Source organism: Sphingomonas sp. VDB2 (assembly GCF_047946695.1).
Classification (GTDB): Bacteria; Pseudomonadota; Alphaproteobacteria; order Sphingomonadales; family Sphingomonadaceae; genus Sphingobium; species Sphingobium bisphenolicum.
On record NZ_CP159615.1, the window covers coordinates 188418 to 214900 of the forward strand.

The following is a 26483-nucleotide window of genomic DNA, read 5'->3' on the forward strand; positions in this document are numbered from 1 at the left end:
GGGCGCCCGTTCGGGTTCAGGCCGCCTGAGCGAGCGCGTAACGACGACAATGTTCCAGATAGCCGGCCTCGTGGCTGGCGGTCAGATGGACGACGCTGTCCCAAAGCCAGGTGGGCGCGTCGATCTCCGCGCTCGAGCGCTGGGCGATGGCCTTGGACCAGTGCGCGCGATCGCTACGATCCATCTGGCGGGCATGCGCGACGCCGACGATATAGGCGAGATAGCGCGCAGCACGGGTCGCTTCGCCGCTCGAAAACTGGTCGATCTCCAGCTTGAGATCCTGCGGCATCAGTTCGCGCAGCACCATCGGCCGGTCGAGCACCTGCGTGGCCAGCATGCGCTCGCCAAGGTTGGGCGCGAGCGCCTGCGCGCCTGCGACCACCCGCGCCGCATGGTCGGACGGCATGGCCTTGGCATCGCTCGACGGCGCAATGGCGGCGACCGCTTCCTTCAGATCGATCAAGGCATATTCCGCAGGCGACTTTTTCGTGCCGCCGATCGCAAGCAGCGCCGCGTAGCGAAGGTTTCCGAGCGAGCTGCAACCCTTTTTCCAATAGGCAGCATCGACCAGGCGCGCGCGATCGTCCGCGTCGCGTCCGCTGAGCGAAAGGATCATGGCCGTCACCGCAGACGATTCGAACAGCGCCTCGAGCGCCGACTGCTCATCATCATCCAACTTCCAAAACTTCTTGCCCAACGGAAGCCTCGGTTCCACATCGTCGAGCCGCTCATCGGCGAGGTGGCGCCAGCGGCGTCCCAACGCCCGTCGGCGTACCGCGCGCACGACATTGGGCTCAAGCGCGCGATCGTCGTCCCGGTCGGCCATTGCGTGGGAATAGCCTTCCACCATCTCCTCAATCATCCGCGCTGTCGTGACGCCAAGAAGGTCTGATCCGCGTGCAGCCGTCGCCAGGCTGAGGCCGAGCCGGATGAGATCATGCGCCGGATTGCCGATCACGCTTTGATCGAGGTCGCGGATCTGGATATCGACCTTGCCACCGGCATTGCCCACGGGTCCCAGATTGCCGAGATGACAATCTCCGCAAATCCAGATCGCGGGTCCTTCGGGCAGATGCCGGGCCAAGCCAGCCTCCGCCAGCCAGTCGTAGAATTTGGCGGTGTTGCCGCGCACATAGGCGTGGGTAGACCGCGCCATCTTCAGCGCACGGCTTTGTTCGAGTTCGCGCAGACGGTTGTCGCTCATCCGGTTCATTGCTGTTCCATTGCCAGAATATGGCAGAGAAACGCGCCGAAAGAGGAAAATGGCTCATCGCCTAAGCGCTGATTGGTCAATTCCGAACAAATTTAGTTGAGGAATAAAAGTTTCACGACGATTTTTTCAAAATCAGTTATTTCAAATGAAAAAATGCGCATCTTGCAGCACTCTTCGTTTAGACAGCAAATAATTTCAATATCAAAGTAACATTATTGATTTTTAGCGCGATCGTCATTGTTTGGTCTACGACAGTGTTCGCGCAATGCCCCATGTCGACTAATGCGGTGCCGCCACCCAAGCCCGCCATATCAGCCGATATTCGATATCCAATCGGGACGTCCGCTCGCCCTTGAATCCCTCATACGGCAGCATAAGCGCAATTGCTGGCGAAATTCTCGCGGGGGTCATGTCTAAGAACCGTTACGCCTTCGATCAGAAGTGCCGCGTCGCCGCGATCAAGGGCGCAGTCGCTGTCGAATTCTAGAGACCGATGCGCGGCTGTCGATTAATATCCTGCCTGATGCCGTTTATTCGTCTTTTGCGTGCATCCAGTTGACCTTGAAGACGGCCAAGGAAGCAGACTTTCCCGCCAATCGGCCATTTTTCGAATCTAACGAGAACGAGCAGATCACCGATACTGATCATGTGCAGTCCGTCGTTGATTCCTATCAAGATGGGGTTCGGCACAGCCGTTGACGATTTCGGCGCCCGCTATGCGGGGCTGGGCCTTCTAGCCAAGTTTCAAACCGACTATATCAAGCTTGACATGGATCTATTTCGTGGTTGGAACGCGAGCATGCTCCGCCGGCTGATCACCCGCAACCTGTGTTCGAAGACGTTGAACCCAGCCTGTCAAGTGGCCCATCTCGCTGCAAAGGCTGGTGACGCGAGAAAGCTCGAAGGTTGCGGCGAGGTGGGCGGAGGGTCGCATACGCCCTCCTCGATATAGCGCAATGCCGACTGCAGCCCGCTTCGGGAAAAGGGCTTTGGGATGACGCCATGTCCACCCGCGAAGTCATCGGGGATCTTTTTGGGATTGGCGGTGACGAAAATGATGAAGGTTTCAGGCCACCGCCTCGTAATCAGCCGGGCCACGTCGAGGCCGCTGGTTTGTCTGGCAAGCTGGACGTCCACGAAGGCGAGGTGCGGGGCAAGCGTATCGGACAGCGCCTGGACGTCAAACAGCGACGCCGCTTCCGCGACGACATGATGCCCGACATCTTCGATCATCGCCTCGATATCCATGACGAGCAGGGCTTCGTCCTCGACGATCAGGACGGAAAGCGGCGGTTGGGGACGATGCAAGATTAGTTCTCCACGGGAAAAATGATGCGCACTTGCGTTCCCGGATTGGCCGATATCCACTCGGCACGAGCCCCCACTTGCCGCGAAAGACGCTTTATCAGGACTTGGCCCAAGCCATCGACGGTGCCCACGGCAGACATGCCCGGCCCGTCATCCTCAATAATGATAATCGCCTCACCCTCGGATTTTCGCGCCGATATGCTGAGCGTTCCCGGCCTTCCATCGGCAAAACCGTGCTTGATCGCATTCGTCACAATCTCGTTGAGGACAAGACCAAGCGCCGCCGCATTGCCTGATGGGATTTCGATCGGTTCTATGTCCGTTGCGGTCCTGATGTCATCGCGGCCGCTTGAACCGACTACGTCCGCGACCAGGTTCTCGGTGAAGGCGCCGACGTCGAATTTCGACACATCGTCCGACTGATAGAGGCGGCGGTGTACGGTAGCGAGAGCATCGATCCGCTCGAGCATCGCCTCGATCTTCGCCGTAATCGTCGGATCGTTGATGGTGCGGGCCTGCAAACGCAGCAGGGAGCCGATCATGGTGAGGTTATTCTTCACGCGATGATCGACCTCATGCAGCAAGAGCGTCTTGGCTTCGAGCGCTTCATTGAGCTCTGCCGTTCGGCGTTCGACCTCCCGTTCGATCTCGTCATGCCGCCGGTGAATTTCCGTCTGCGCGTCGACACGCGCGGAAACATCGAGCTGGGAGGCGAAGAAAAACTGGATATTCCCGGCATCGTCGCGCACCGGGCTAAGGTACAAAGCGTTCCAGAAGGTCGAGCCGTCCTTGCGATAATTCAGGAGGTCGATCTCGATATTGGCGCCCTGGTCAATTGCGCTTTTTATTCGTGCGACAGACTGTCGGTCCGTACCTGGCCCTTGGAGAAAACGGCAATTGCGGCCGACGATTTCTTCCCGTTCGTAGCCGGTCAGGGCCTGAAACGCCTTATTGCAGAAGATGATGGGATTATCGGCCTGTGCGGGATCGGTGATGACCATCGGCATGCGCGTAGCGCGAACGGCGGCCGCGAAAGGGTCGCCCCGGCCCAGGTCATGCTTGATCGCCTCGGTCAAATGCCAGTCGTCGCGCTGCTCCACCCCATCTCCTTCCTGCGACAAAAGGCCGCGCTGCTAAAAGAGTAACCTAGGTTTTTCCCGAACGTTCCTATCGTTTCGGCTTGCAGCCAAAACATCCTAATCGGGTGAAGTATCGCCATCACCTGAACCCGGCGCAGCGCTGCCTTTCATCGATGATTGACAGATGGCACAGCCTTGCCATTTGGCGCTCTAGTTGCGCTGCTCGTTATGCTTCCCCGCCCGAGCCTGCCGACTTGTCGCCTTCATCGATCAGATCGCGAACCTTGTTCGCGATCGCTTCAATGCCAAAGGGCTTGGTGATGACATGCATGTCCTGACCCAAGAGGCCATTGCCGACCACGGCATTTTCGGCATAGCCCGTGATGAACAATATCTTCAGTCTGGGACGGTGCACCCGGCCGGCGTCGGCGACCTGGCGACCGTTCATTCCGCCAGGCAATCCGACGTCGGTGATCAGAAGATCGATCCGCAGGTCGGATTGCAGCACCTTGAGCCCACTGGGGCCGTCCGCCGCTTCGATGACATGATAACCTCCGTCGGTAAGGACATCGACGATGAGCGAGCGAACCGAGGCCTCGTCGTCGATCACGAGCACCGTTTCGCCATGGCCGCCAAGTTCAATTTGCGTCGGCTCCGGCTCCGGCGTTTCTGTGACAGCGCCCATATAGCGGGGCAAATAGAGGCACATGGTCGTGCCGGCGCCGACCTCGGAATAGATCCGGACCTGTCCCCCGGACTGGCGCACGAACCCATAGATCATCGAAAGGCCCAGGCCCGTACCTTCGCCGAGGGGCTTGGTCGTGAAGAAGGGATCGAAAGCGCGAGCGATCACCTCAGGCGTCATGCCCGTTCCGGTGTCGCTTACGCACAACGACACATATTGGCCGGGCGGCAGTTCGCGATCGCGCGCCATACGTTCATCGAGCCATTTGTTGGCCGTTTCGATCGTCAGCCGGCCACCGTCCGGCATGGCGTCCCGGGCGTTTATGCACAGATTGAGAAGAGCATTTTCGAGCTGATAGCGATCGACCAATGTCGTCCACAGCCCGCCGGACCCGACTACCTCGATCTCCGCCGATGGGCCCACGGTACGGCGCAGCAGATCCTCCAGCCCTGCGACCAGCTGATTGATATTGACGGGCGTGGGATCGAGCGTCTGCCGCCGCGAAAAAGCGAGCAGCCGCTGCGTCAGGGCAGCGGCCCGTTTTGCCGCACCTTGTGCCGTCTCAAGGTGGCGGCTTAGCGCCTCCAGTCGGCCCTGCGAAATGCGCAGTTCCAGCAGTTCGAGATTGCCAAGGATTCCCGCCAGCAGATTGTTGAAGTCATGCGCGATGCCGCCGGTCAGCTGCCCGACCGCTTCCATCTTCTGACTCTGGCGCAAGGCCTCTTCGGCAGAGGCCAGCGCCTCGGCCGCTTCGGTCTCGGTCGTGATATCGCGTCCGAACAAATAGAGCATCCCACCCTCAGGCACCGTGGTCCATGCGAAGCGATGTTCGCTACCGTCCCGCGCCCGAAAAACGCTTTGTGATTCGACGACCTTTGCGTCGGGTTGGGCAAGCCTTCCCAATCTTCTCTTCGCGGCGTCCTGCTCCTCGGCAACATATTCCAGAATATTGCGGCCGACCGTATCGGCCTCGGTCCATCCAAGCACCTTCGTCCAGGACGGATTGACGGCGTTGATGATGCCTTCGGTCGTCGTCACGACCTTGACGATCGGGGAGATCGCCCAGATTCGTTCCCGGTCGCGGGCAAGCTGGCGTTCCCGGGTGATGTCGCGCGCGACCGCGTGGATCCGGCCTGAATCCGGCACCGCATTCCAGTCGAGCAATCGATAGTTGCCGTCCCGACAGCGATAGCGGTTCTCGAAGGACAGGGTGGTGATGCCTTGCGCCAGCTTCTCAACCTCGGCCGCCGTGCTGGGCAGATCTTCGGGATGGACAAACTCGGCCAGCACGTGGCCGATCATCTCGTCTTCCTGCCAACCCAGGAGCCGGGTGGCCGAGGGGTTGACCGATCGGATGATGCCGTCAAAATCGCAAACCAGCATGAGGTCCTGGCTCAGCGACCAGAGGCGATCGCGATCGCGCCGTTGCGCCGAGAGCGCGTCGATCGTGGCCAGCGCGCCTGCGATCTGAACGGCGATCAAGCTCGCAAAATCCCGGGTGACATCGTCGAGGATGCGGTAGGGATTGAGGCCAAGCACCAGGGCACCGATGGCTTCTGGCTCCCCTGGCTGCTCGACCGCAAGCATCAAAGCTTCGCGTGGGGGGATCTGCCATGGTCCGGTCGGCAAATCAGGCTTCAAGTTTTCAAAGGCGATCACCTTTTGCTTCTCGCCTCTTTCAATGTCGGCAACGGGCCAAAACGCTGTGTCGTCGGACCCGGGATAAGGTCTGTCGGTCAATTCGAATAAGGTCAGATCGGCGAACGGAAAGTCCCGGCCATCGTGAGCAAAAACATCATGAACTGCTTGCGTCACATCCGATCGGCGTTGCGCCTTGAGCAACGCCGCGGCCAGATCATTCAGCTGTTTGATCCGTCGTTCGCTGATGACCCTGTCGGTTTCCTCGCTGACAACGCACATCAGTCCCTCGACAGCGCCGGCGCTGCCGATCAACGGGCTATAGGAGAATGTATGGTAGGTTTCCTCCAGATAGCCGTTGCGCTCGAGGAGCAGCAGTAACTGCTCGTCCCAGGTCGCGACGCCATCGTTCATGACGGAGAATATGCGGTCTTTGACGTCCTCGAACACTTCCTTCCAAACCTGCGACATGGGCTGGCCGAGCGCGGTCGGATGCTTGGAACCGAGCGTTGGAATATAGGCGTCATTATAGAAGAAAGTGAGGTCCTCTCCCCAGCCGAGCCACATGTCGAAACGCGACAGAAGCATGAGCCGGAGCGACGCCTTCAGTCCGTCTGGCCATTGATCTGGCGGTCCTAATCGCGTGGCTTCCCAATCATGCGCACGCATGAAGGCGCTCATCTTGGACTCGCCAGGAAAGATGTCGGAGAGGCAGCCTGTCATATTCCCCCTACTGCTTGTCACAAGACTGCAGCTAAGCGGTAATGACTTCAGTCGCCTTAGGTTCCTGCCGATGGGACACTGGACGCTTGAGGTCTGTCGGATCGACCTGATCCGACGCAACGCTATTGCCGCCGGGCTGGGAAGACCATTGGCCGCTTATTCGACCTGTGAGCGCGCCTCCATTGCGGCGCGTAATAATTCCCGCGCCGTGATTTCCGCAGCGTCCGGGGTTAGGGCGATGGCAATCCCGTCGGGCCCGTCCAGCAGGACCTGCCCTTTTTCCGCTACGGCTTTTCCGGCGTCAGAATAAGGCTGCTGGGTCATGTCGATCTCCACCTGATAAGGAGCGAACGACACGGACCCATCAGTGTTCCGTCAAAGAATCATCGATGAAAAGATAGTCGGCGTTGAATTCGGTGAGCCGATAGAGCGCGGGTGGGTCAATAAAAGTCACTTGATGGGCTCGCACCGTCAGCAGGTCGCGCTCGCGCAATTCCCTCAGCATGCGGTTGACGTGGACGGAAGTCAGACCGCAGGCTTCGCCGAGATCAGCTTGGGTCACGGGAAGGTGGAATTGCCTGCCATCACTCATCCCAACGGCGCGCAGCTTCATCTCGATTTCGCAGAAGAAATGGCCAAGCCGCTGGATCGCATCGAGGCGGCCGAGCCGAAATATCCACTCGCGGTGCATCGCCGCGTCCAACAAGGTGCTGAACCATAGCAATTTCGCCATGCCGGGTCGCTCCGCCATGATTTCGTCTAGTCTGTTGTGGGGTACCTGGGCGATGGTGCAGGCGGTCATGGTCGCGACATCATGATCCAGGCGTTTGAGCGGATAAGCATGGAGGTCGACAAAGTCGCCCGGCACATGAACGGCGATCAACTGCCTGTACCCCTCACGGTCGTCCTTGTAGCGACACATAAAGCCATCGACGAGGTAGGTGCTCATAGATACCGGATCGCCCTCGCGTATCAGCATATGACGAGGAGAAAGCGCGCTCATTGGACCTGCCGCCTGCTCCAGGGCAGCGAGATCCGCGTCTGTCAGCTGATTGCGGCGGCGACCGAGAAGAAACTTATCGAACGTCATTAGCGCCCCCCAAGAAAACGGCGTAGCACGCAATTCATAGGGGTCTGGTTGCCCGCAGCAAGGACGTTTATCTCCGACGCCGCAGGTTATCCGGCACCATCTACGAACCGTATCACGGTCCGGCAAAAGGTATCGTTGCGGCCCGTATCTTCGAGCGGCCGGAACGAGTTATGCTCTCTTGCACTTTTCCTCGCCATGAAGAGTGTCACTTCGGATGGTGGAAGCCCGAACCGTCGGTGCGGTAGGACGGCGGCGACCTTTGTACACAGGTCGGAATCGCAAAGGCGCGCGACGGCGCAGCCTTCGCTCGGTTTGTGCTGGGTAATCCCAACCGCGCCCGTCTCGTGAAGATCGCGACCTTTAATGTGAACGGGGTCAACGGGCGGCTTCCGGTGCTGCTGCGATGGCTCGAACTGGCGCAACCGGATATAGTCTGCCTCCAGGAGCTGAAAGCGCCCGACGAACGATTTCCGGAGAGGGCGATCCGGGACCTTGGCTATGAAGCAATATGGCACGGGCAGAAGAGCTGGAACGGCGTCGCGATCCTGAGCCGTGTCGGTGAGATTCATGAGACCCGCCGGGCTCTTCCGGGCGATCCCGACGACAGCCATAGCCGCTACATCGAGGCGGCGGTCAATGGCGTGCTGATCGCAGGCCTGTACCTCCCTAACGGCAATCCGCGTCCCGGGCCCAAGTTCGATTACAAGCTTCGCTGGTTCGATCGGTTGCACGACCATCTCTCCGAGTTGGTCGGATTAGATGCGCCGGTCGTCATCGCCGGCGACTTCAATGTCATGCCGACCGATCTCGATGTCTATGCGCCCGGGCGCTGGCGCGACGATGCCTTGTTCGCGCCGGAGGTCAGAGCCGCCTATGCGCGCCTCTTGGAGCAAGGCTGGACTGACGCGCTGCGCGCGCTGCATCCCGGCGAGCCGATCTACAGCTTCTGGAAATATTGGCGGGATTCCTTTCAGCGCGATGCGGGCCTGCGGATCGATCATATCCTGCTCAACAAGCCGGCGGCGGCGCGACTGGTGGCAGCCGAAGTCGATCGGCGTCCGCGTGCTTGGCAGAAGACCAGCGATCACGCGCCCGTCTGGATCGAGCTTGCCGACAGGCCAAAGCGGACACGCAGGCCCAAGGGAGATGCATAATGGAGATCGCGACCTTCCTGCTTGCCGAGAATGACTGGGTGCCCAACAATGCCCGCCTTCCGGTCATCCTCTATCGTGGCGTCGAGAACGGGCCGTGCGAGACGATCGCCAAGGCGTTCGAGGACCGGTTTGCCCTCAATGGCTGGCCGCCCAAATGGCGCGATACGATCTTCGGCTATCACCATTATCATTCGACGTCGCATGAGGCGCTCGGAGTCGCCGCGGGGAATGCGACCCTCGAGTTGGGAGGGCCTGGCGGCCGGACGGTCGAAGTAACCGCGGGAGATGTGCTGCTCCTTCCGGTCGGTACCGGTCACCGCCGCATCAGTCAGAGCAAGGACTTCCTCGTGGTCGGCGCCTATCCCGACGGGGAGGACTGGGACATTTGTCGCTCGGCTCCGGACAATGCAGCGAGACGCCGCATTGCAACGCTGAAGGTCCCCGAGCGCGATCCGATTGCGGGTGGGGAGGGGCCGATGACAACCGCCTGGCCGTGCTGATCCGGACAATCGACTTCAATGACCCTGTGGGGAGGTAGGTCTGGAGGATAGGGAGACAGGCGCCGATCAATCTCGTTCCGGTTCGCCCTGATCGCCGTCGAGAGCGGCATACCAATGCGCATAGGGCGTCGTTCGGGCCATATGACGATTGAGGTCGGGCGCGCCATCCGTCCACCAGACCGGTCCTCGCTCGCCTAGCGCCCGTTTTGCCTCATCCACTGCAGCGTGCGCGGCATCTCCCGCCTCTTCGTCCCCCGAGCGCTTGGCAGCGCCCACCTTTCGCCGTGCCGCCATGAGGGCGCGGACGAAGGTCGCGCGCCTGTCCTCGCCGAGATCCGGGTTGGACATGCGCCAGAGCCGTCCGCGCACGACGAAATAGCGCCCGTCCGGCGTAACGGGATGGTGGCCAACGCGTCTGGCCGGATCAGCCATGCGGAATTCTCGAAGCGAGAGAAGCCTGAGCGGCTGCGCGAACCGCGAGCCAGCGATCCCGTTCAGCCACGGCATCCGGCAGGGCCCGGTGTGCTGGCACATGATCGTCGCGCACCTCGGTCAACGCCAGAATGTTCGCGACTTCGCGTTCGATGGCCGCGCCGGGACGGTGAGGAGCAAGGATTTCACGCGCGGTCTCATGGAGCAGGTCGTCGCTATCCTGAAGCCGTAGTGCGTGGCGCGGCAGGCCTGCGGCTCGCAGCAATGCGCTCAGCCATTTGCCATCCCAGGACGGTGCACTCGCGTAGAGCGCGTGACCGCTGAGCGCGACGAGCATCTGCTGGGCGACCACCCCGTGGCTCGTGCCTTCGGCGAGGAGTGTCTCCCGTTCGATGCCGTGGATCGCTTGCGCGCTTTCGTCCCAGTCGGTCCAGCCTGCGGCCGGTTTGATGAGATAGGACGTGGTGCGCCCGTCTTCGAACACCCAGGCGACCTCGATCGGATAGCTGTGTTTGCCAAGCGACGAGGCTTCGAGGTCTAGAAAGACGATCATCGTCTCAAAACCACTGCGCGGGCCAGCACGTTCCGGAGCCGCGGATCGGGTTCGCCGGGCAGAAGCGCGGCGTGGGGAGATTCCAATGAATTTACGTTGGGACGAAGCCGATGACGACATGGCGCGTTGGGCAGCTGAAGGAGACTGTCATGGCCCCCGAAGACGAAAATGACCGCCCGTTTCCCGCGCCCGAGCAGGACGAGGGAAATCCGCCCGAGCCGGAAAAAGGCTCGCCCGTCCCGAGTGACCTCGAACTGGAGGAGTTGGACAAGGAGATCGAGGCGGAAGGCAATCCCGCCGATGACGAAAACGAGAATGGTCTTGCGGCCGAGACCAATGTCGAGCCTGGAAGCTAGATCAGCATTCATAGTGACGAAGATCGGCAGCGGGCGCACCGACCGATTTCAACAACCTTAGTTTCGAGGAGCACGATATGTCAGAAAGAACAGTAAGAGACCTCGCCGAGAAGATGAAGGATATCGACTTCGCAATGCTCTCGACCCACAGTCCGGGCGGCACCATCGGGTCGCGGCCGATGAGCAATAATCGCGACGTCGACTATGACGGCGATAGCTGGTTCTTCACAACCGACGATACCCAGATGGTTGCGGACATCGCCAGCGACCCCAAGGTCGGCCTGAGTTTTCAGGGAAAAGCCGGCATGCTGGGGCTTCGGCCCTTCTTCATCGCCATCGAAGGGCAGGCGGAGCTGATCCGCGACAAGGCCAGCTTCGAGGCGCACTGGACCAAGGATCTTGATCGCTGGTTCAAGCAGGGCGCCGATACGCCAGGTCTCGTGCTGATCAAGGTCCACGCCACCAGCGCACATTATTGGGACGGCGAGGAGGAAGGCGAAGTCCTGATCGACCGCAGCGCGTTCGTCGGCGGACCCTGATCATCTGACGGTGCCACGGACCCGTTGCGGGCCATTACCGTAACTGGCTGTCCTTGCTGCCGCGGCGATTGATGCCCGAATAGGTGGGGCGTTTGTCGCGTCCTTCCTGACAAGCAACGCAGGTACGTGCGCCAGGCAGGGCGCGGCGTCGGTCTTGCGGAATGGGCTCGCCACAATCCTCGCAATCCACGAGGCCCGGCCCCGAGGGCAGGCGCGCTCGTGCGCTCGCCAGAGCGTCCTTCACGCTGTCGTCGATCTGATCCTGAACCGCGCCATCGGGCGCCCAGCCATTGGCCATGTTTGCAACTCTCGCGAAACTCCTGCTCACCGCCGATATAGGGCGCGGGCACTCTCATTTCATCGGGTGCCGTCAGGGCGGGGCACTCCTGCCATGCCACCATTGGTCCTGAGCTGGCGCACGATCCCGTTATAGGAGGCATGCAATCCCTGGCTTCGGCCGATCTCGTCGTCCGATCCCGCACATTCCCAGAATGTCACCAGCCATTCGTCGGCGCAAAGGCCGCGCAGTACCCACAGGGCAAGGGCGACGCCGCGCGTCTGCGCCTTGCGCTTGTCCGCCGCCGCCTCGCGCAGCACGTTAAGTGCGCGTTCGACCGTGCCGCCGGTCCGCGCGTTCGCGTCAATGGAAGTCATGGCTGCGGATACGCACGATCTCTTCTCGTTCGGCGGCCGTACCGAATGGCGCCGACGCCAATGTTCGGCCGCGCGGTATGCCCGGATCGCGCGGGTCGGGTCCGCCCCCATGGGTCGCACCATCGCCGCGTCCCGGCATGACGCTGAAATCCATGCGTCCGATGGAGCGCAGCATATCGTCATGATCGGTGATGCGGTCGCAGATGATATGGATGACCTCGCCTTCCTTCTGGAGGCGCCCCCGCATCGCGATCATCGAGGCGGACATGACCTGGCGGCGGTAGATCTCGAAGCGGTCAGGCCAGAGGATGCCTTGCGCCACCCCCGTCTCATCCTCGATCGTTACGAACAGAACGCCCTTGGCCGAGCCCGGCCGCTGGCGGACAAGGATCACGCCGGCGACCTCGACATTGCGGCCTTCGCGCACGGTCGTAAGATCCGCGCATCTGACGATACGCATCTCGTCCAGTCGGGCGCGCAGGAATTGCAGCGGATGGCCGCGCAGCGAGAGCTGCAACGCCCGATAATCCTCGACCACCTCACGGCCCGCCGTCATCTTGGCAAGCGTCACGTCCGGTTCCAGGCCTTCGGGCGAGAAGCCTTGCTCCCGCGCGTCGGCCGCCGCGAACAGCGGCAGCGGCGCTTCGCCCAGGCCTTTGACCTTCCAAAGCCCCTGGCGCCGGTCATCGGCAAGGCATTGGAAAGCATCGGCCTCGGCCAGCCGCTCGATCGCGGCGCGCGGCACGCCGGCCCGGCGCCACACCTCCTCGATGCTCTCATAGGGAGCGGGGCCGCGCGCCGCGACGATCGCCGCGCCATGGATGTTGGCAAGGCCGCGCACCTGCCGGAGGCCGAGACGGACCGCCTTGTATCGGCCTCTAGTCTCCTCGAGCGAGCAGTCCCAATGGCTGTGATTGATCGAGACGGGCCTGACTTCGACGCCATGGTTGCGCGCATCGCGCACGATCTGCGCGGGCGCATAGAAGCCCATGGGCTGGGCGTTCAGAAGCGCAGCGCAGAAGACGTCGGGATGATGATGTTTCATCCAGCAGGACGCGTAAGCGATCTTGGCGAAGGAGGCCGCGTGGCTTTCGGGAAAGCCGTAGGAGCCAAACCCCTCGATCTGCTTGAACGTGCGCTCGGCAAAGTCCTTGGGATAGCCGCGCGCGACCATTCCGCCCACGAGCTTGTCGTAGAAGTGGCTGACGCCGCCGGTGAGCTTGAAAGTTGCCATGGCGCGGCGAAGCTGGTCGGCCTCCTGCGGGCTGAACCCCGCGCCCACGATCGCGACCTTCATCGCCTGCTCCTGGAACAGCGGCACGCCCAATGTCTTTTCGAGCACGGCGCGCAGTTCCGGCTTGGGATATTCGGGATTTTCCTTCCCCTCGCGCCGGCGAAGATAGGGATGGACCATGTCGCCCTGGATCGGCCCGGGGCGCACGATCGCGACTTCGATCACGAGATCGTAAAATTCCCGCGGCTTCATGCGCGGCAGCATCGACATCTGCGCGCGGCTCTCGATCTGGAAGGTGCCGAGCGTGTCGGCCTTCTGGATCATGGCGTAAACGTCGGGGTCATCGTCCTGGAGATCCGCCATCGTGACGCGGATGCCCTTGTCCTGTTCCAGAAGGTTGAACGCGCGGTTCATGCAGCCGAGCATGCCAAGCCCCAGCACATCGACCTTCATGAACTTCAAGGCGTCGATATCGTCCTTGTCCCATTCGATGATTTGCCGGTCTTCCATCCGCGCGGGCTCGATCGGCACGAGATCGTCGAGCCGATTCTGCGTCAGTACGAAGCCGCCGGGATGCTGCGAGAGATGGCGTGGCGTGCCGATCAGCTGGCGCGCCAGGTCCAGGGTGAGCTTCAGGCGATGATCCTCGGCGTTGAGATTGAGGCTCTCGATCTGCTCTTGCGGAATGCCATCCATGCTCCAACCCCAGACCAGACCCGTCAGCATCTTGGTCAAGTCGCGCGGGAGCCCGAGCGCCTTGCCGACCTCGGCGACGGCGCCGCGCGTGCGATAGCGGGTGACGACGGCGGTCAGGGCCGAGTGGTCGCGACCATAGGTCTCGTAAATCCACTGGATGATCTCCTCGCGGCGCTCATGCTCGAAATCGACGTCGACATCGGGCGGTTCGCGCCGCTCGCCCGAGACGAACCGTTCGAACAGCAGCTCATGCTGGATCGGATCGATCGACGTGACGCCCAGCAGATAGCACACGCAACTATTGGCAGCCGATCCACGCCCCTGGCACAGGATACCGCGTCGCCGGCTCTCGGCGACGATCGCATTGACCGTCAGGAAATAGGGCGCATAGCCGAGCCGTTCGATGAGGCCGAGCTCATGGTCGATCTGGTCGCGATAGCGCTTGGGGACGCCGTCGGGGAATTTGACCTCGGCCGCCTGTCTCGTAAGCGCAGCGAGAGCCTGCTGCGCGGTTCGCCCTTCCATCACCTCCTCATAGGGATATTGATATTGGATTTCGCCAAGATCGAAGGTGCATTGCGCAGCGATGGCGGCGCTGGCTGCGATCGCGTCGGGGAAAGCGGCGAAACGGCGTTCCATCTCCGCGGGCGATTTCAAGTCACGATCCATGAACCGCTCGCGGCGGAAACCCAGCTCGTCGATGGTGCACTTCTCGCGGATCGCGCTCATCACGTCCTGCAGCGGACGTCGTTCGGCGCTGTGATAGAGGATGTCGCCGGTCGCAACCGACCGTACGCCGCTTACGCGCGCAAGGACATCGAGCCGGTGCAGCCTCTCGGCATCGTCCGGACGACGGCGCAGCGACAGCGCGCAAAAGCCACGCGGCCCGAATATATCGCACAGGTCGCGAAGATGGCTGCCCGTGATGTCGCCGGGCATATCGGGTACCAGGATGCCGACCATATCTTCAGAATGGGCAGCGACGTCCGCCCATTCGAGCAGGCATTTGCCCTTGCCGCCGCGTTTCTTGCCGATCGAGAGGAGCCGCGTCAGCCGCGACCAGGCCGGGCGCGATCGAGGATAGAGGAGCAGCGCGCGACCATCGACCAGATCGACCCGGCTCCCCGCGATCATCCGGACCCCGGTCGCCTTCTGGCCATCCCATCCGCGCACGACGCCCGCGACCGTTCCCCAATCCGCCAGGCCCATCGCGGAATGTCCACGAAGCGCCGCGGCGGCGAACAGCTCCTCGGGCGAGGACGCGCCGCGCAGGAACGAGAAATGGCTCGTCACCTGAAGTTCGACATAGGACGTTTGCGGCGCTGCCATCAGCCGAACATTCCGTGCATATACCAGCTGAGGTCGCCGGTCTCAGCCTCGACGCCGTCGCCGCGGCGAAACAGCCAGAAGCGCGCGCCGCCTTCCGCCTCCACCCGAAAATAATCGCGCACCGCCCACATTTCCTGAGGCGATCGCCACCACTCGCCATGGATGCGCTCGGGCCCGTCGCCGGCGACGACGCGGTAGCTTTGACCGCGCCAGACAAAGCGGCGCGGCGGATGATCGGGCAGGAGCGCAACGACATTGGCAAGCGGCTCGGGGCGCTTGAGCAACCGCACCGGGCGTTTCCAGCCCGGCCATCCGGTGGGCGTGGCGAGCGGCGACACGCGCCGCATCGCCCGTTCGGGCACGTCGCTCTCGCGCGATGAGAGTCGGAACAGCGCCGACACGCCCGCGCGCGTGCCGAGCTGGTCGACGAGCGGCGCTATGTCGCGGGTCTTGCCCGAGCTCTCGAGAAGCGCGCCCACGGCCTGGGCGCCGAGCGGCTCATGATAGGGAACGGCAAGGTGCATCGCCTCGATGCCAAGGCCGGGGTCGAGTTCGCTGATCTTAAGCGCGAACATGCGCTTCAAATGCCGCTCGTCGCGCGTCGCCCGGGAGGCGCCGATGCCAAGGCGTTGCGCTTCGCCGTCGACCCGGTTGGCGATGAGCAGAACCGCACGTGCGCCAAGCCCGCGCGTGCGGAGCAGGACCACGAGATCGTCGACAAGGTCGGTGATCACCTGGGCGATGCTTTCGGGCGTGCCGATAGGTTCGAGCAGATGGCGTGTCACCCGCGGCGCCTCGGCGGGCACGACCGGGACGATTGGCTCGGCGAGACTGCCTCTTGCCTGGTCGAGGCGATCGACCGTCGCAAGACCAAGCCGGCGCGCGAGCGGGCCGCGCGGCATAGGATAGAGATCGGCGATGCGCTCCAACCCGAAACGGGCCGCCGCGACCAGGGCTTCGGGTTCGAGCCGGAGCGCGGCGAGCGGAAGGTCGGCGATCGCCTGGGCCTCTTCGCCGGGCGCCAGCAAGGTTATCGGGCGGCCGCCGAACCGCGCCAGCGCATGCGCGGCGCCGGGCGTCCCAGCAACCGCGATCCGGGCCGTGAAACCCAGGCGCTTCAAGAAAGCGAGCAGCCGCCGGCAGAAATGATCTTCGCCCCCGAACAGGTGCGTCGTGCCGCTGAGATCGAACCACAGCCCGTCGAGCCCCGATACGCTCGCCGTCGGCGTCCATTGCCGCGCCGCGTGAAGGGCAAGCCGGTCGAGCCAGGCGCGATCGGCGTCCGGCTCGGCGTCGCGGACGTCGAGATCGGCAACCAGCGCACGGGCATGAGCGGCAGCCATGCCGGGCAGCAGGCCAAGTTCGAGCGCGCGCGGGGAGGCGGCCGTGATGATATCTTTCTGACCGCTCCGGGTGACGAGCACGGTCGGCGTGCCCCACCATGCCGCCCAACTCGGCGCAGCGGCCAGCGTGCCGCTGTGCCCGTCGTCTGATCGCATCGCTTTGAAGGGATGTTCTGCATGCTCACTGCGCCTGCCCATCTCGCGCATTGTCGGCCTTTGATGGGCCGGCAAGGCCTCCATGTCGGACCGCGATGGCCGACGTCCCAGCGCGCCGTCCCGCGCCCAGCGCGCGCCGGGGCGCCAGCCGCCACCGCGCGGGACGGAGCAGGCGCCCGGATCATCGTCGATCGGCTCTGGAAAGCGCAGCGCGTTCGCCGGCGGCGCCTCAGGCAGCGTTGCTGGCCGCTCGTTCCCGCGCAATCGCTCGATCGGCAATTGCGGCAGGAAGAGCGAGGCGACCCTTTGCATCGCAGGCCTCCAGCTCGAGAGAAAAGGGATCGCCGTTCCGCTGCCGGACAAGCTCGACCTGCCAGCGCGGCCGCCCAACGCCTGGCCAGGACAGGCGCTCGGACGCGAGGCAGCCGATCCGCCAGCGCGTCATGGCCGAGGAGGGCAGGGAGAGCGGACAGCGGTCGCGCGATCGATGCCGCCGATAGAGCAGCATCGGTGTCTGTCCGTCGGAAGCGGCGAGCTGCAGCCGGCGCGTCGCGGTCATGTCGGCGGCCTTCACCTCCGCGATCACGCAGGCCATGGCGCCATAACGCAGAGCATCTTCGGCCATCGCCAGCACCACGCTGTCCTTGTGGCCTTGCGCATAGAGGATCTGGCCGGGATCAAGCCCCACTTGCTCGAGACCCGGCGCATAGAGATCGAACGCCGTCATGGCCCAGAAGACGTCGCTCGTCGCCTTGGCGGCAAAGCGTGCCGCTATGCCGGCCGCGAAAAGGGTGGCGGCCGCGTCATCGCTCAATGTTGCCGAGGCAGCGGCGATCTCATGGAGACCGGTACCGTCAAGTCCGCCATCGGCGAGTCGTGCGTCTATTTGAGGCAGACCAAAGTCCAGCGCAGGCCCACGCGCAGCCCGCGCCCGCACCAGATCCGCGCGCAGCGCGGACAGGTCGGCCTGGGATGACGGCGTAGCGGAGGGCAGGGCGATAGACATGAAGGGCACGACTCAAATGTTCCCTTTATGTTCCACCTCTCATCGCTTGGGGTCAAGTGGGGCCCGGGCTATTTTGGTAAGCGAACAAAAGCGGTGGAACCAGCCGCTGTCCAACTGGTTTAGCCGATGCTGGACGCGACGCCCCCCGTTCGTCGCGCCGGCTCCCATAGAGGCCTTGTCGGTTTGAACCGGCGAGGCCTTTTTGCTGTTCGACCTGGAATGGCTTCAGCATTACTGCTCGAGGAGCCTTAGCGTAGCGTCGTCGCGCTCGCCGTCATACCATCGCTCGATCGCGGCAGCCAAAAGCGGGCTAGGGCGAGCCTGCTCGAACAGCGTCAGAGAGGAGCGCAACTTCATGGCGTCCACCAACCCCATCACCGCCACGGGATCTCTGGTCGACAGCCCCTGCAGCGCCTCCACGCAGGCGCGATAGCGCGCACCGAGCACCGGGTGAGCGTCATAGGCCCGTGCTTCGCCGAGCGAGACGATGCCGTAAAATTGAGCAATCGGACTGCGGCCAAGCGCCTTGAGCTGTGGAAAGATGAACCACATCCAATGCGATCGCTTCGACCCGGCGCGCAATTCGGCGAGGGCTCGGGGATAGACCTCTTCCTGGGCCGCAACGAAACGGTCGAGGCCTTCCTTTTGGCCAGTCATAGCAGCGATGCCTGTGCGGGCGGCGCGCCATGCACCTGTGTGACGGGAAGGCTGCCCTTGGGCAGCCAATGCAGAATATCTTTGGCCGGCACCGCAGGGTCGAGCCAGTCAGCCCATTGATCCCGTCGCAGGGGGATGATCTGCCGATGATGATAGGGCGAGACGTCGGGACCCGCATCCATCGTCAGCATCGTGAAGGCCTCGCCGGCCGCGTCGGCGCGCCAGATGCCCGCGATGCAGAACCAGTCATGATCCTTCATCGTGAACAGCCATTTATCCAGCCGCTTCTGCTTGGGATCGGCGGGATCGGTGAACTCATAGAAGCCGTCGGCGAGGATGAGGCAGCGATGCGAGGCAAAGGTTCGACCCTCGGAGCGGAAATTATAGACCGGGCGGCCGTTCTGGCCGGGCCAGCTCCAGCGCCGACTGACGAGTTCCCCTATTCCGCGCTCCCCCTCGACCGACCGGACGATGGGGCCCATGTCGGTGATCTTCACATCCTCGCGCGCGGCGACGTTGGGCGCTCCTTCCGGCATCTTGATCTTAATCTTGAGATCCGCAAAGTCTTCGACGATCGATGCGATATCTATGAGCAGGCGATAGTCGTTACACATGTTGGTGGTCCTTGTCCGCCCTTGTCCGAAACGCTTGTTCCTTGTATGTTCCTTTTCATGGACTCGAAAGCCACCCCCTTTGATACCGAGGCGCCGCTCGACGATCGCCGGGCCATCATCCGGCGACACCCCGAGGATCCAAGCGAAATCGAGATGGTGGAGGCGACATGGGGTTCAAACCCCCAGTTCGCCGATGGAGTTTCTTATCGGTTCGCGCGCGCGGAAGGACGGCGCTTTCCTGCCCAGCGTTGCCTGATCCCGGCTTCGGAATTCCATATCCGCAACGACGAGCGCCGGTTTCGCGTGACGCTCGACGGCGGCAATTTCTTCTATCTCGCCGGCATATGGGAGCCGGCGATCGGCGAGTGGCCGCTCAGCTACCGCGTCATCACGGTGGACGCGAACCCGGAAGTGATGCGCTATCAGGAACGGCAGGGCGCCATCATTCATCGCCGGCAGGTCATGCAATGGCTGGATTTCACGGTTCCCGAGATCGATTTGCTGCAAACGCCGCCTGCCCGCAGTTTCCTGATCGAAGAGATCAATCCCAAGCCGGTGCAAACGTCTCTGGCGCTCTGATCCATCATGTCGATGCTTCCACTCTTTTCCGGTAATGATCAGGCCGAGTTGTTCGGCGCGGCTGTGCTGCCGGGCTTCGCCAGCGCCGACGCCTTCCTATCCGTTGCCGAGGAACGCGCGCTGATCGCTCGCATCGACCATACGGACCTTTCGCCCTTCCGTTTCCAGCAATGGACGGGAAAGCGGCTCACCCATAGCTATGGCTGGAGCTATGATTTCGAAAATGGCCGCTTCGCGCCTGCCGATCCGATACCGGACTGGTTGTTGCCGATCAAAGCGCGCGCCGAGGCGTTCGCAGGGCTCGCGCCGGGGGAACTCGTGCAAGCTTTGTTGATCCGCTATGATCCCGGCGCCGGCATTGGCTGGCACAAGGACAGGCCGGTGTTCGAGCATGTCGTGGGCATTTCGCTTGGAATGCCTGCGACGATGCGGTTTCGCCGACGGGCGGATGGTGCTTTCAAGCGTTCCAATGCGTCGTTGGCGCCGCGGACCATCTATCATCTCTCCGGAGCGGCGCGGCACGCTTGGGAACATAGCATCGTTGAGATGGCCGAAACCCGATGGTCGATAACATTTCGGAGCCTGGCGCTGAAATGAGCCGATAAAGCCTCTATCGGTTCATCCGCCGTCCAGCCCGCGTCGCGCATCGCACCTCGTCACCTGTGTGCCGTCACGACTGCCCGCTTGTTCAACAAAGCCCGATCATGGGCCGGGCATTGGCATGACGCGTCGAAACAAGGCAGTGCAATCCGCATCGATCGCTTTTGGGCCATGGTCGCCGGCAATGGCGCGGCCAATCGCTTTGATGATCGTCCCCGGCGATTTTGCCTTCTTTGGTATCAAGATCCTGGGTTCGCGGATCGTGCCGGCAAGGCTGATCGTCCCGTCATACCGAAGTGCGGCCTTTCCCTTGGGCGCGCCGGTCAGGCGAATGTCCAGACGTTCGTCGGGAAAGGCAATGTTGCCGCCGCCGCGGGTCTGGCTGATGGCGGTGTCGGCAATCAGGCGATCGACGATGCCCTGGCCATGGCGCATGTCGAGCCGCAGGACAGCGCAACGCAGCTGCGATCGCCCGTCATGGTCACCCAGCAGTCCCTTGCCGATGTCGAAGCCCATCAGGGCTGCGACCTTCTCGGGCAGGGGGCCGGACCGCGCGGCCATGCCGATATGGCCATCCGACATGCCGACCGCCTCGCGGATGGTGTCGCCAACGCCGGTCAGCCTTACGCTGGCATCGACGCGGCCGTCGATGTCGCGGCTTCCTCCACCTGCCAGCGCGGCGATCCGGCTGTCCTGCAGGTCGAGCGAGAGACGGACAGTCGGTTTTTTCTGACCCGCGCGCTGATCGACGGTGGCATTGCCCACGATCACGCCTTTCGTCAGACCGATACGCAACGGATCGATCGTAAGAATGCGGTTGTCGAGCGTCAGGACGCCGGTAATGTTGGCGATGGACGATGGGCGCCGACCGCCCAAGACCTGATCGACCCGGACGGCAATGCGGCCGTCCGTCTTGTCGATCTTGGCGATATTGACCCGGGTATTGGGGACGAGCCGCAGACCTTGGGCGCGCTCGAGGTCCTGCGCCCTGGCATTGCCGCTGTCGCTGGCGAGATCCTCGAAATCAAGCCGGCTGAAATGGACTGCGCCGTCGAGCTTCGTGCGGCCATCGGCCTTCGTTGCGGTCAGATGTCCGTCGAGCACGCTCTGCCCGATTGTGCCCCACAGCGTCTTGATCGTCCAGCGGTCGTCGCGGTGAAGCACCTCCGCCCGAAGATCGACGTCCCGCGTGCCAAACAGACCGGCCTCGATGATCCGGTCCACCCGCTTAAGGTCATCGGCCTGGGCGCGAAGAGAGAAGGCCATGTCGTTCGTCCGTAGGGGCCCCGCCATAGTGCCGCGCGCCCGAAGGCGCAGCGCGCTGCCGTCGATCCGTGCTTCGAACGGCCAGCGGCGCCCCTGTGTCATGGGCGCGCCCTTCAGCGCCACGGTAACGGGCGCGCCATCGATGGTTCCGCTGCCACGGGCGGTCAGGCCGGTCGCCGGATCGATGGTTATGGCGAGCAACAGGCTGCGCTTCTGGATGGCGTCCCGGTACCGCAGCGTCGCGTCGGAGACCTGTGCGATCGACATGCCCCGTGACGAGCGTCCGTCGCTATCGTCTGGCTTGCGCCAGTTCTCTCGGCCTTCGGCGTTGCGGATCAGGTCAAGCTTAACCCCCGTCGCCGACAGAAGGTCAGCATCGACCCGTCCGATCAGCAGCGACAGCGGGTATAGTCGTATCCGGACAAGGCGCGCCGAAGCCATGGTGCCGGCTCCGGCCCATCCGGGTTGCGCTACGGTGACGTCGGTCACATGAACGACCGGACGGAACGAGAAAATCTCTTCCCGCGCCAGCATACCGATCCGCACCGGGCTGCCGATCTTCGCGCTCATATGGTGCTCGATGCTGTCCTTGAACCAGGCCAGGGGAAATGCCGCGACCATCAGCAGAAGGACAATGGCGAGCCCAGCGGCCGCAGCGAAAAAGATTCGCGCACGGCGCGGCAGGGTAGAGATCATCGCTTTGGGACGAGCGGTGCGACATTATGTTCCGCAAGACACGGGCAGGCGGAAACTTATCCGCTGCAACCCGCCGGTCAGGCCGCGAGCGCCATCAGACCCTGGGCTGAAGGGCGCGCGCTTTGCTGATGCTGGATTTGGTCGAGATATGAGAAAATGCTGACGACAGCGTCCTGCGCATCATCGAAATCGCTACGTTTCATGTCCAGAATGCCACCGCTCAGGATTTGCTCGAGCGCTGCCCTGGCGCGCGCTACACGGCTCTTCACCGTGCCGATGGCAACGCCGGTGATCTGCGCGGTCTCTTCATAGGAAATGCCGCCTGCGCCGACCAGGATTAGAGCTTCGCGCTGTGGTTCGGGGAGCTGTGTGAGCGCGCGCATCAGGTCGCGCAACTCGACACAGCTGTCCTGCGATGCAGGCGCGGCCAGCAGGCGGTCCGCGACCAGTTCGTCCCAGTCGCCAGTGAAGCGGTAGCGCCGTGTCAGGCTGAAATAATGGTTGCGCAGGATCGTGAAGGACCAGGCGCGAAAATTTGTGTCGGCGGCATAGCGGGTACGCGCTGCCCAGCTCTTCAGCATCGTTTCCTGCACCAGATCGTCGGCCAGGTCCGGATTGCCGCACAGGCTGCGTGCGAAGGCGCGTAGTTGCGGGAGGACCTTGGTCAGTTCCTTCTTGAACGCCTCATCGGAAAGGCGGACCGGCTCGCGCTCGACAGGCATCGCGTCAGACATGAATATTCCCTTTTTTGCCGGTATGTGCATAAGAACATTTCGGATGAGTATCGGTTCCGTCGAGGCGAGGCCCAGGCAAGCCGGGGCAGGGCGGGATTGAAGGAACCTGCTCGAGACGTTCGCACCGACAGGCTTCGCGAAGGCTGGAGCTTAAAAGCCTGTGAGAATCATCCGCAAAAGTACCCGAACCTTCATTGGCGCGTTGTGCGGGAAGAGGCAGGGTGATCTTGCCTTGGCTCCAACGTAAGGGCATGATCATGGCCGACAAGACTGTAGACGCCATTGCGCTCCTCAAAGCTGATCATCGCGCCGTCGAGGCGTTGTTCGAGAAGTTCGAAGCGACCAATTCTAAGTCGAAGCAGAAGGCTGTCGCGACCGAAATCTGCACCGAACTCGTCATTCATACGATGATCGAGGAGGAGCTTTTCTATCCTGCGCTCAAGGGCAAGATCGAAGCAGACCTTCTTGATGAGTCTTATGTGGAGCATGACGGCGCCAAGCTGCTCATCGGGCAGATCGTCGCCGGCGAACCCGAGGAGGACTTCTACGAAGCCAAGGTGACAGTCCTTTCCGAAGAGATCAAGCATCACGTCAAGGAAGAGGAGAGGCCGAAGGAGGGCATGTTCGCTCAGGCTCGCGCCACGGACGTCGACCTCGTGGCCCTTGGCGCGGCCATGGCCGCGCGCAAGGAGGAGCTTAAGGCACAGTTCAAGGGCAACGGCCTTCCGACGCCGACCGCGCGCACACTAAAGCCCGTGAAAATCGCGCTGGGCGAACCCGTCGCCTGATCGCACATCGCGCAGCGGCCGCGCTCAAGGCGGCTGCTGTGCGAGCAAGCATGACTATGCGCGAAGGGCCATTGGAGACCCATATGATCGATCCCTTTACCGCCTGGTCGCGCATGATGGCGGCAGGCATCGATATGCAGGCTACCTGGATGCGCGGCGCCGAAACGCTTCAAGCATCGCATTCTGTCATCGGGGCGCGAACTGGCATGATGCGCGACGCGGCGCTTTTCCCCTTCAAGACCGACTATGAAGAATTAGGCCGAATGGTGCCTGAAAAGGTCGAGGCCTTTGCAAGCAGTGCGCAAACGGTGATGCGCGAGACGTTGGCGATGCAGGGCGCCTGGGCCACCCAAATGCAGCGGATCGGTTTGATGATGGTATCTGGCCGCATGCCGACCTTCGCTGAAACCACGACATTGGCGACGCAAACCGCAAATTATTCCCTTGGCGTTATGACAGCAAGCGCCCGGCTCGGCAAAGGTGCACTCTCGCCCGTGCATCGCGCCGCAACCGGCAATGCGAGGCGGCTGGGCAAAACGAAAAAGAAATGAGCTGCGCTGCGATCTAAAGGGAAGCGGCGCCGCCGCGCGCATGGAGCTGGACATTCTCTTAGGCGCTCCGGCGCCAGAGGCTTTTTTCTGACCATAGGTCAGTCATAGGTAAGTGGTGATGAGACGATTCCGTCAACCAGCCGCTCTAGGGCTTGATGAGGTGGCGGTGGGCTGGTCCTCCTGGCAGCGGAGCCCCAGCAATGATCCTAGGCTGATCCATCGGCCAACTCCGCTCACGACAATATTGTCCCTGACGCAACCATATCGACGGGTGATCCAAAGGCGGAGACGTGCAGCCCATCCCGTCGGGTGACGTCGCCTCTGCGAGATGGTCCGGATTTCGGAGCTGTTCCGCTGGTTCGGCCGGATCGCCGATGCGATTGAGGGAAGGTTTCCAAGACCGTTCATGGCGGTGCATCGTCGTCCGGAGAATCTGCGATAGGGGCGTTCAAGATTCTGTCCCGCCTCGTGCGGATGATGTTCGACACGCAGCTGAGCGTGCGGAAAGAGGCCATGCTGGTAATCGCCGGCGAAAGCCTTACGATCCTTCTGTCCGTTGCAGCTCCCTATCTTCTCAAGCTTGCCGTCGATCTGCTCAGCCAAACCAGGGATCATTCCGCACGGCTGATCTGCATCCTCCTCCTCTTCGCCCTCGCGACCGGTGTAACCGGAGCACTGGCTGGCGTGCGGCATCATGCCACGACGCGCATCGTCGAGGCGCTTGCCGGCCATATCACAGTTGCCACGTTACGTGGTCAGGTGCCGCGCCTGGCAAATACCGGCGACGATGGCGGTCCGCTTTTCGGGCAGATCGAGCGGTTGCCCTACAATCTTCAGCTGCTCATCGACGGGATATTATGGCAGGTCGTCCCGCTCGCTGTGCAGATGATCATCTCGCTTTGCGTCATCACGGCCTTTGTGCCCTGGCCCTATGCGCTAGCGATCGGCCTGATCATAAGCGCTTATATGGCGGCATCGATCATCGGGGCGGATCGATACCATGAGCAGGCCGAAGCGACGAACGAGACGGCTGGGAGGCTGACGGCGCTCGTGGGTGACATCCTGCGCTATCCGTCCAGAGCAGCGTTCAACGGCAATGTGCCTGGAGAACTGACGAGCGTCGTGCATCTTTCCAACAGGCGCCTGCGCGAGGCCAGCAGAGGCGCGCGATCGCTCGTGACAATGACTATCGTCCAGTCGTCCTTGCTGGTCCTGGGCCTTGCCGCGTTGCTCGTTCTCGCGGCGCTCGACGTTCTTCAGCATCGGTTGAGCCTCGGGGATTTCGTGCTGCTGCACGCCTTCATTCTCCGCCTCACGCTGCCCCTGGGGGGCTTTGGTTTCTTGGTGCATCAGGCCGGACGCTCCTATGCGCAGACACGCGACATCCTCCTCCTACGGGAGCCGGTCAGGCTCGAGACCTCCTCGTCCGTGCCAAGGCCGGGACCAGCGGCTGTCCATCTTGAAGGCCTAAGCTTTCGCTATGGGGACGGGCCGCTCATCATCAAGAAAGTGAGCGGCTCGATCGTCGCCGGTGGTCTTACCGTGCTTGTCGGCCCCAACGGTTCTGGCAAATCGACCCTTGCGCGTTTGATGGCGGGGCTGCTCGATCCGACCGAGGGCAGGGTCTGGGTCGGTCAGGAGTGCCTCTCAAATATTTCGCCCGAGCTGCGCCATCGGCATATCCTCTATGTTCCGCAACAGATTGGGCTATTCAACCGTCCGTTGCGCGACAATGGTCTTTACCCGCCGACGAGGCTCGACGACGCGCAACTGCTCGATCGCCTCCAGGCTTTGCGCTTCTACGCCGACGAGCGCGTGCCCGACCTCGATCTTACGGTCGGCGATCGGGGTCAGGCCTTGTCAGGCGGACAGATTCAAAAGCTCGAAATAGCACGGCTCACGGGCGTGGAAACGCCGGCCATCATTCTCGATGAGACCAGCTCGGACCTAGACCCGGCGAGCGAACTCGCCGTCATCGAGATGCTGCGGGATGAAAGGCCGGAGAGTACGCTGGTCCTTGTCACGCATCGCCGCGTTATCGCCGAAAAGGCGGATCAGGTCCTTTTCATGTCTACTGGCACACTTCTCTTTTCAGGCACGCATGCGGCGCTCATGAAAAAGTCTCCCTATTGTGCATATTGGGCAGGAAGCGATGCGTCACCGCGGCGTCGCAAATAGGGCGGGCGGGCGTCGCGGCGTTGCGAAGACGACGACGCAGCGCATTGACAAGACGTGACGAACAGGCAAAGAATCGCGTCATTCACTATGGCTTTCCGCCGGAAGGCCCGCCGGTACCGCGGGATGTGGTCA

26 protein-coding genes are annotated in these 26483 nt (G+C 62.4%); 9 read left to right on the forward strand and 17 right to left on the reverse strand.

Features of this window, described 5'->3' with window-relative positions; genetic code table 11:
- Positions 1-16: 16 nt before the first annotated feature.
- The 6 genes from ABT375_RS00950 to ABT375_RS00975 form a co-directional block, all read right to left on the reverse strand.
- The gene (locus tag ABT375_RS00950) at positions 17-1204 is read right to left on the reverse strand and encodes a DUF2252 family protein (protein ID WP_416463734.1); all 1188 of its coding nucleotides are present in this window, start codon (positions 1202-1204) and stop codon (positions 17-19) included.
- Between the two features lie 864 nt (positions 1205-2068).
- Complete coding sequence (locus ABT375_RS00955) at positions 2069-2461, reverse strand: response regulator (protein WP_416463736.1); 393 nt, start codon at positions 2459-2461, stop codon at positions 2069-2071.
- 62 nt (positions 2462-2523) lie between these two features.
- A complete protein-coding gene (locus ABT375_RS00960) occupies positions 2524-3621 on the reverse strand; it encodes a PAS domain-containing protein (RefSeq protein WP_261935077.1) in 1098 nt (365 codons plus the stop codon).
- Between the two features lie 205 nt (positions 3622-3826).
- Complete coding sequence (locus tag ABT375_RS00965; RefSeq protein WP_272800175.1) at positions 3827-6511, reverse strand: hybrid sensor histidine kinase/response regulator; 2685 nt, start codon at positions 6509-6511, stop codon at positions 3827-3829.
- A 291-nt stretch (positions 6512-6802) separates the two neighbouring features.
- Positions 6803-6970 carry a hypothetical protein gene (locus ABT375_RS00970; protein WP_261935076.1) on the reverse strand — a complete coding sequence of 56 codons (168 nt, stop codon included), beginning with the start codon at positions 6968-6970 and terminating at the stop codon, positions 6803-6805.
- A 40-nt stretch (positions 6971-7010) separates the two neighbouring features.
- Complete coding sequence (locus tag ABT375_RS00975; protein WP_261935075.1) at positions 7011-7736, reverse strand: Crp/Fnr family transcriptional regulator; 726 nt, start codon at positions 7734-7736, stop codon at positions 7011-7013.
- Between the two features lie 344 nt (positions 7737-8080).
- On the opposite strand from ABT375_RS00975, the gene xth reads away from it, so the two are divergent.
- Positions 8081-8890 (forward strand): exodeoxyribonuclease III, encoded by an 810-nt coding sequence (gene xth / locus ABT375_RS00980; RefSeq protein WP_416463738.1) that lies wholly within the window; start codon positions 8081-8083, stop codon positions 8888-8890.
- Positions 8890-9390, forward strand: a complete 501-nt coding sequence (locus ABT375_RS00985) for a cupin (RefSeq protein ID WP_416463740.1) — start codon at positions 8890-8892, stop codon at positions 9388-9390. Before xth ends, ABT375_RS00985 begins: the two co-directional genes overlap by 1 nt.
- Before the next feature lie 66 nt (positions 9391-9456).
- Here the strand turns inward: ABT375_RS00985 and ABT375_RS00990 are convergent, their stop codons facing one another.
- Positions 9457-9822: a hypothetical protein gene (locus ABT375_RS00990; protein ID WP_261935072.1), complete on the reverse strand. Its 366-nt coding sequence runs from the start codon at positions 9820-9822 to the stop codon at positions 9457-9459.
- Entirely contained in the window at positions 9815-10375 is a 561-nt protein-coding gene (locus ABT375_RS00995; RefSeq protein WP_261935071.1) for a transcriptional regulator, read from the reverse strand. The genes ABT375_RS00990 and ABT375_RS00995 overlap by 8 nt, the downstream gene beginning before the upstream one ends.
- A 149-nt stretch (positions 10376-10524) precedes the next feature.
- Here ABT375_RS00995 and ABT375_RS01000 point away from each other — a divergent pair, with 149 nt between their 5' ends.
- The gene (locus tag ABT375_RS01000; RefSeq protein ID WP_261935070.1) at positions 10525-10731 is read left to right on the forward strand and encodes a hypothetical protein; all 207 of its coding nucleotides are present in this window, start codon (positions 10525-10527) and stop codon (positions 10729-10731) included.
- Between the two features lie 77 nt (positions 10732-10808).
- Positions 10809-11270 carry a pyridoxamine 5'-phosphate oxidase family protein gene (locus ABT375_RS01005; RefSeq protein WP_272799620.1) on the forward strand — a complete coding sequence of 154 codons (462 nt, stop codon included), beginning with the start codon at positions 10809-10811 and terminating at the stop codon, positions 11268-11270.
- Between the two features lie 34 nt (positions 11271-11304).
- Here the strand turns inward: ABT375_RS01005 and ABT375_RS01010 are convergent, their stop codons facing one another.
- The 7 genes from ABT375_RS01010 to ABT375_RS01040 form a co-directional block, all read right to left on the reverse strand.
- Positions 11305-11568, reverse strand: coding sequence for a DksA/TraR family C4-type zinc finger protein (locus ABT375_RS01010; RefSeq protein ID WP_416463742.1), 264 nt, complete (start codon positions 11566-11568; stop codon positions 11305-11307).
- 59 nt (positions 11569-11627) lie between these two features.
- Entirely contained in the window at positions 11628-11924 is a 297-nt protein-coding gene (locus tag ABT375_RS01015) for a hypothetical protein (protein WP_261935067.1), read from the reverse strand.
- Positions 11911-15183, reverse strand: a complete 3273-nt coding sequence (locus ABT375_RS01020; RefSeq protein ID WP_416463744.1) for an error-prone DNA polymerase — start codon at positions 15181-15183, stop codon at positions 11911-11913. The genes ABT375_RS01015 and ABT375_RS01020 overlap by 14 nt, the downstream gene beginning before the upstream one ends.
- Entirely contained in the window at positions 15183-16733 is a 1551-nt protein-coding gene (locus ABT375_RS01025) for a DUF6504 family protein (RefSeq protein ID WP_416463746.1), read from the reverse strand. Before ABT375_RS01025 ends, ABT375_RS01020 begins: the two co-directional genes overlap by 1 nt.
- A 178-nt stretch (positions 16734-16911) precedes the next feature.
- Entirely contained in the window at positions 16912-17688 is a 777-nt protein-coding gene (locus tag ABT375_RS01030) for an ImuA family protein (RefSeq protein WP_272799618.1), read from the reverse strand.
- 231 nt (positions 17689-17919) lie between these two features.
- A complete protein-coding gene (locus ABT375_RS01035) occupies positions 17920-18345 on the reverse strand; it encodes a DUF1810 domain-containing protein (protein WP_272799617.1) in 426 nt (141 codons plus the stop codon).
- Positions 18342-18959 (reverse strand): SOS response-associated peptidase, encoded by a 618-nt coding sequence (locus tag ABT375_RS01040; RefSeq protein WP_261935063.1) that lies wholly within the window; start codon positions 18957-18959, stop codon positions 18342-18344. Before ABT375_RS01040 ends, ABT375_RS01035 begins: the two co-directional genes overlap by 4 nt.
- 45 nt (positions 18960-19004) lie before the next feature.
- On the opposite strand from ABT375_RS01040, the gene ABT375_RS01045 reads away from it, so the two are divergent.
- Both ABT375_RS01045 and ABT375_RS01050 read left to right on the forward strand, forming a co-directional pair.
- Positions 19005-19538: an SOS response-associated peptidase family protein gene (locus tag ABT375_RS01045; RefSeq protein WP_261935062.1), complete on the forward strand. Its 534-nt coding sequence runs from the start codon at positions 19005-19007 to the stop codon at positions 19536-19538.
- Between the two features lie 6 nt (positions 19539-19544).
- Positions 19545-20135, forward strand: a complete 591-nt coding sequence (locus tag ABT375_RS01050) for an alpha-ketoglutarate-dependent dioxygenase AlkB (RefSeq protein ID WP_261935061.1) — start codon at positions 19545-19547, stop codon at positions 20133-20135.
- 105 nt (positions 20136-20240) lie between these two features.
- On the opposite strand, the gene ABT375_RS01055 is transcribed toward ABT375_RS01050, so the two are convergent.
- Both ABT375_RS01055 and ABT375_RS01060 read right to left on the reverse strand, forming a co-directional pair.
- Complete coding sequence (locus ABT375_RS01055) at positions 20241-22100, reverse strand: AsmA family protein (protein ID WP_416463749.1); 1860 nt, start codon at positions 22098-22100, stop codon at positions 20241-20243.
- Positions 22101-22177: 77 nt separating this feature from the next.
- Positions 22178-22834, reverse strand: a complete 657-nt coding sequence (locus ABT375_RS01060) for a sigma-70 family RNA polymerase sigma factor (RefSeq protein WP_261935059.1) — start codon at positions 22832-22834, stop codon at positions 22178-22180.
- Between the two features lie 257 nt (positions 22835-23091).
- On the opposite strand from ABT375_RS01060, the gene ABT375_RS01065 reads away from it, so the two are divergent.
- The 3 genes from ABT375_RS01065 to ABT375_RS01075 all read left to right on the forward strand — a co-directional run bounded on the left by ABT375_RS01065 (position 23092) and on the right by ABT375_RS01075 (position 26351).
- Positions 23092-23622, forward strand: coding sequence for a hemerythrin domain-containing protein (locus ABT375_RS01065; protein ID WP_261935058.1), 531 nt, complete (start codon positions 23092-23094; stop codon positions 23620-23622).
- A gap of 83 nt (positions 23623-23705) precedes the next feature.
- Complete coding sequence (locus ABT375_RS01070) at positions 23706-24173, forward strand: hypothetical protein (protein ID WP_416463751.1); 468 nt, start codon at positions 23706-23708, stop codon at positions 24171-24173.
- A 474-nt stretch (positions 24174-24647) separates the two neighbouring features.
- Positions 24648-26351: an ATP-binding cassette domain-containing protein gene (locus ABT375_RS01075; RefSeq protein ID WP_416463753.1), complete on the forward strand. Its 1704-nt coding sequence runs from the start codon at positions 24648-24650 to the stop codon at positions 26349-26351.
- The last annotated feature ends 132 nt before the right edge of the window (positions 26352-26483 follow it).

Excerpts from the sequence above, each read along its gene's own strand:
- ABT375_RS00965 (WP_272800175.1), bottom strand. The coding sequence starts at position 6,511 with ATGCTTCTGTCGCGTTTCGACATGTGGCTCGGCTGGGGAGAGGACCTC.
- ABT375_RS01040 (WP_261935063.1), bottom strand. The coding sequence starts at position 18,959 with ATGTGTAACGACTATCGCCTGCTCATAGATATCGCATCGATCGTCGAA.
- ABT375_RS01050 (WP_261935061.1), top strand. The coding sequence starts at position 19,545 with ATGTCGATGCTTCCACTCTTTTCCGGTAATGATCAGGCCGAGTTGTTC.
- ABT375_RS00955 (WP_416463736.1), bottom strand. The coding sequence starts at position 2,461 with ATGGATATCGAGGCGATGATCGAAGATGTCGGGCATCATGTCGTCGCG.
- ABT375_RS01015 (WP_261935067.1), bottom strand. The coding sequence starts at position 11,924 with ATGACTTCCATTGACGCGAACGCGCGGACCGGCGGCACGGTCGAACGC.
- ABT375_RS01045 (WP_261935062.1), top strand. The coding sequence starts at position 19,005 with ATGTTCCTTTTCATGGACTCGAAAGCCACCCCCTTTGATACCGAGGCG.
- ABT375_RS01055 (WP_416463749.1), bottom strand. The coding sequence starts at position 22,100 with ATGATCTCTACCCTGCCGCGCCGTGCGCGAATCTTTTTCGCTGCGGCC.
- ABT375_RS00985 (WP_416463740.1), top strand. The coding sequence starts at position 8,890 with ATGGAGATCGCGACCTTCCTGCTTGCCGAGAATGACTGGGTGCCCAAC.
- ABT375_RS00975 (WP_261935075.1), bottom strand. The coding sequence starts at position 7,736 with ATGACGTTCGATAAGTTTCTTCTCGGTCGCCGCCGCAATCAGCTGACA.
- ABT375_RS01000 (WP_261935070.1), top strand. The coding sequence starts at position 10,525 with ATGGCCCCCGAAGACGAAAATGACCGCCCGTTTCCCGCGCCCGAGCAG.
- ABT375_RS00970 (WP_261935076.1), bottom strand. The coding sequence starts at position 6,970 with ATGACCCAGCAGCCTTATTCTGACGCCGGAAAAGCCGTAGCGGAAAAA.
- ABT375_RS01065 (WP_261935058.1), top strand. The coding sequence starts at position 23,092 with ATGGCCGACAAGACTGTAGACGCCATTGCGCTCCTCAAAGCTGATCAT.
- ABT375_RS01030 (WP_272799618.1), bottom strand. The coding sequence starts at position 17,688 with ATGTCTATCGCCCTGCCCTCCGCTACGCCGTCATCCCAGGCCGACCTG.
- ABT375_RS01035 (WP_272799617.1), bottom strand. The coding sequence starts at position 18,345 with ATGACTGGCCAAAAGGAAGGCCTCGACCGTTTCGTTGCGGCCCAGGAA.
- ABT375_RS01010 (WP_416463742.1), bottom strand. The coding sequence starts at position 11,568 with ATGGCCAATGGCTGGGCGCCCGATGGCGCGGTTCAGGATCAGATCGAC.
- ABT375_RS01005 (WP_272799620.1), top strand. The coding sequence starts at position 10,809 with ATGTCAGAAAGAACAGTAAGAGACCTCGCCGAGAAGATGAAGGATATC.
- ABT375_RS00990 (WP_261935072.1), bottom strand. The coding sequence starts at position 9,822 with ATGGCTGATCCGGCCAGACGCGTTGGCCACCATCCCGTTACGCCGGAC.
- ABT375_RS01020 (WP_416463744.1), bottom strand. The coding sequence starts at position 15,183 with ATGGCAGCGCCGCAAACGTCCTATGTCGAACTTCAGGTGACGAGCCAT.
- ABT375_RS01060 (WP_261935059.1), bottom strand. The coding sequence starts at position 22,834 with ATGTCTGACGCGATGCCTGTCGAGCGCGAGCCGGTCCGCCTTTCCGAT.
- ABT375_RS00950 (WP_416463734.1), bottom strand. The coding sequence starts at position 1,204 with ATGAGCGACAACCGTCTGCGCGAACTCGAACAAAGCCGTGCGCTGAAG.
- ABT375_RS01075 (WP_416463753.1), top strand. The coding sequence starts at position 24,648 with ATGATGTTCGACACGCAGCTGAGCGTGCGGAAAGAGGCCATGCTGGTA.
- ABT375_RS00995 (WP_261935071.1), bottom strand. The coding sequence starts at position 10,375 with ATGATCGTCTTTCTAGACCTCGAAGCCTCGTCGCTTGGCAAACACAGC.
- ABT375_RS01070 (WP_416463751.1), top strand. The coding sequence starts at position 23,706 with ATGATCGATCCCTTTACCGCCTGGTCGCGCATGATGGCGGCAGGCATC.
- ABT375_RS01025 (WP_416463746.1), bottom strand. The coding sequence starts at position 16,733 with ATGCGCGAGATGGGCAGGCGCAGTGAGCATGCAGAACATCCCTTCAAA.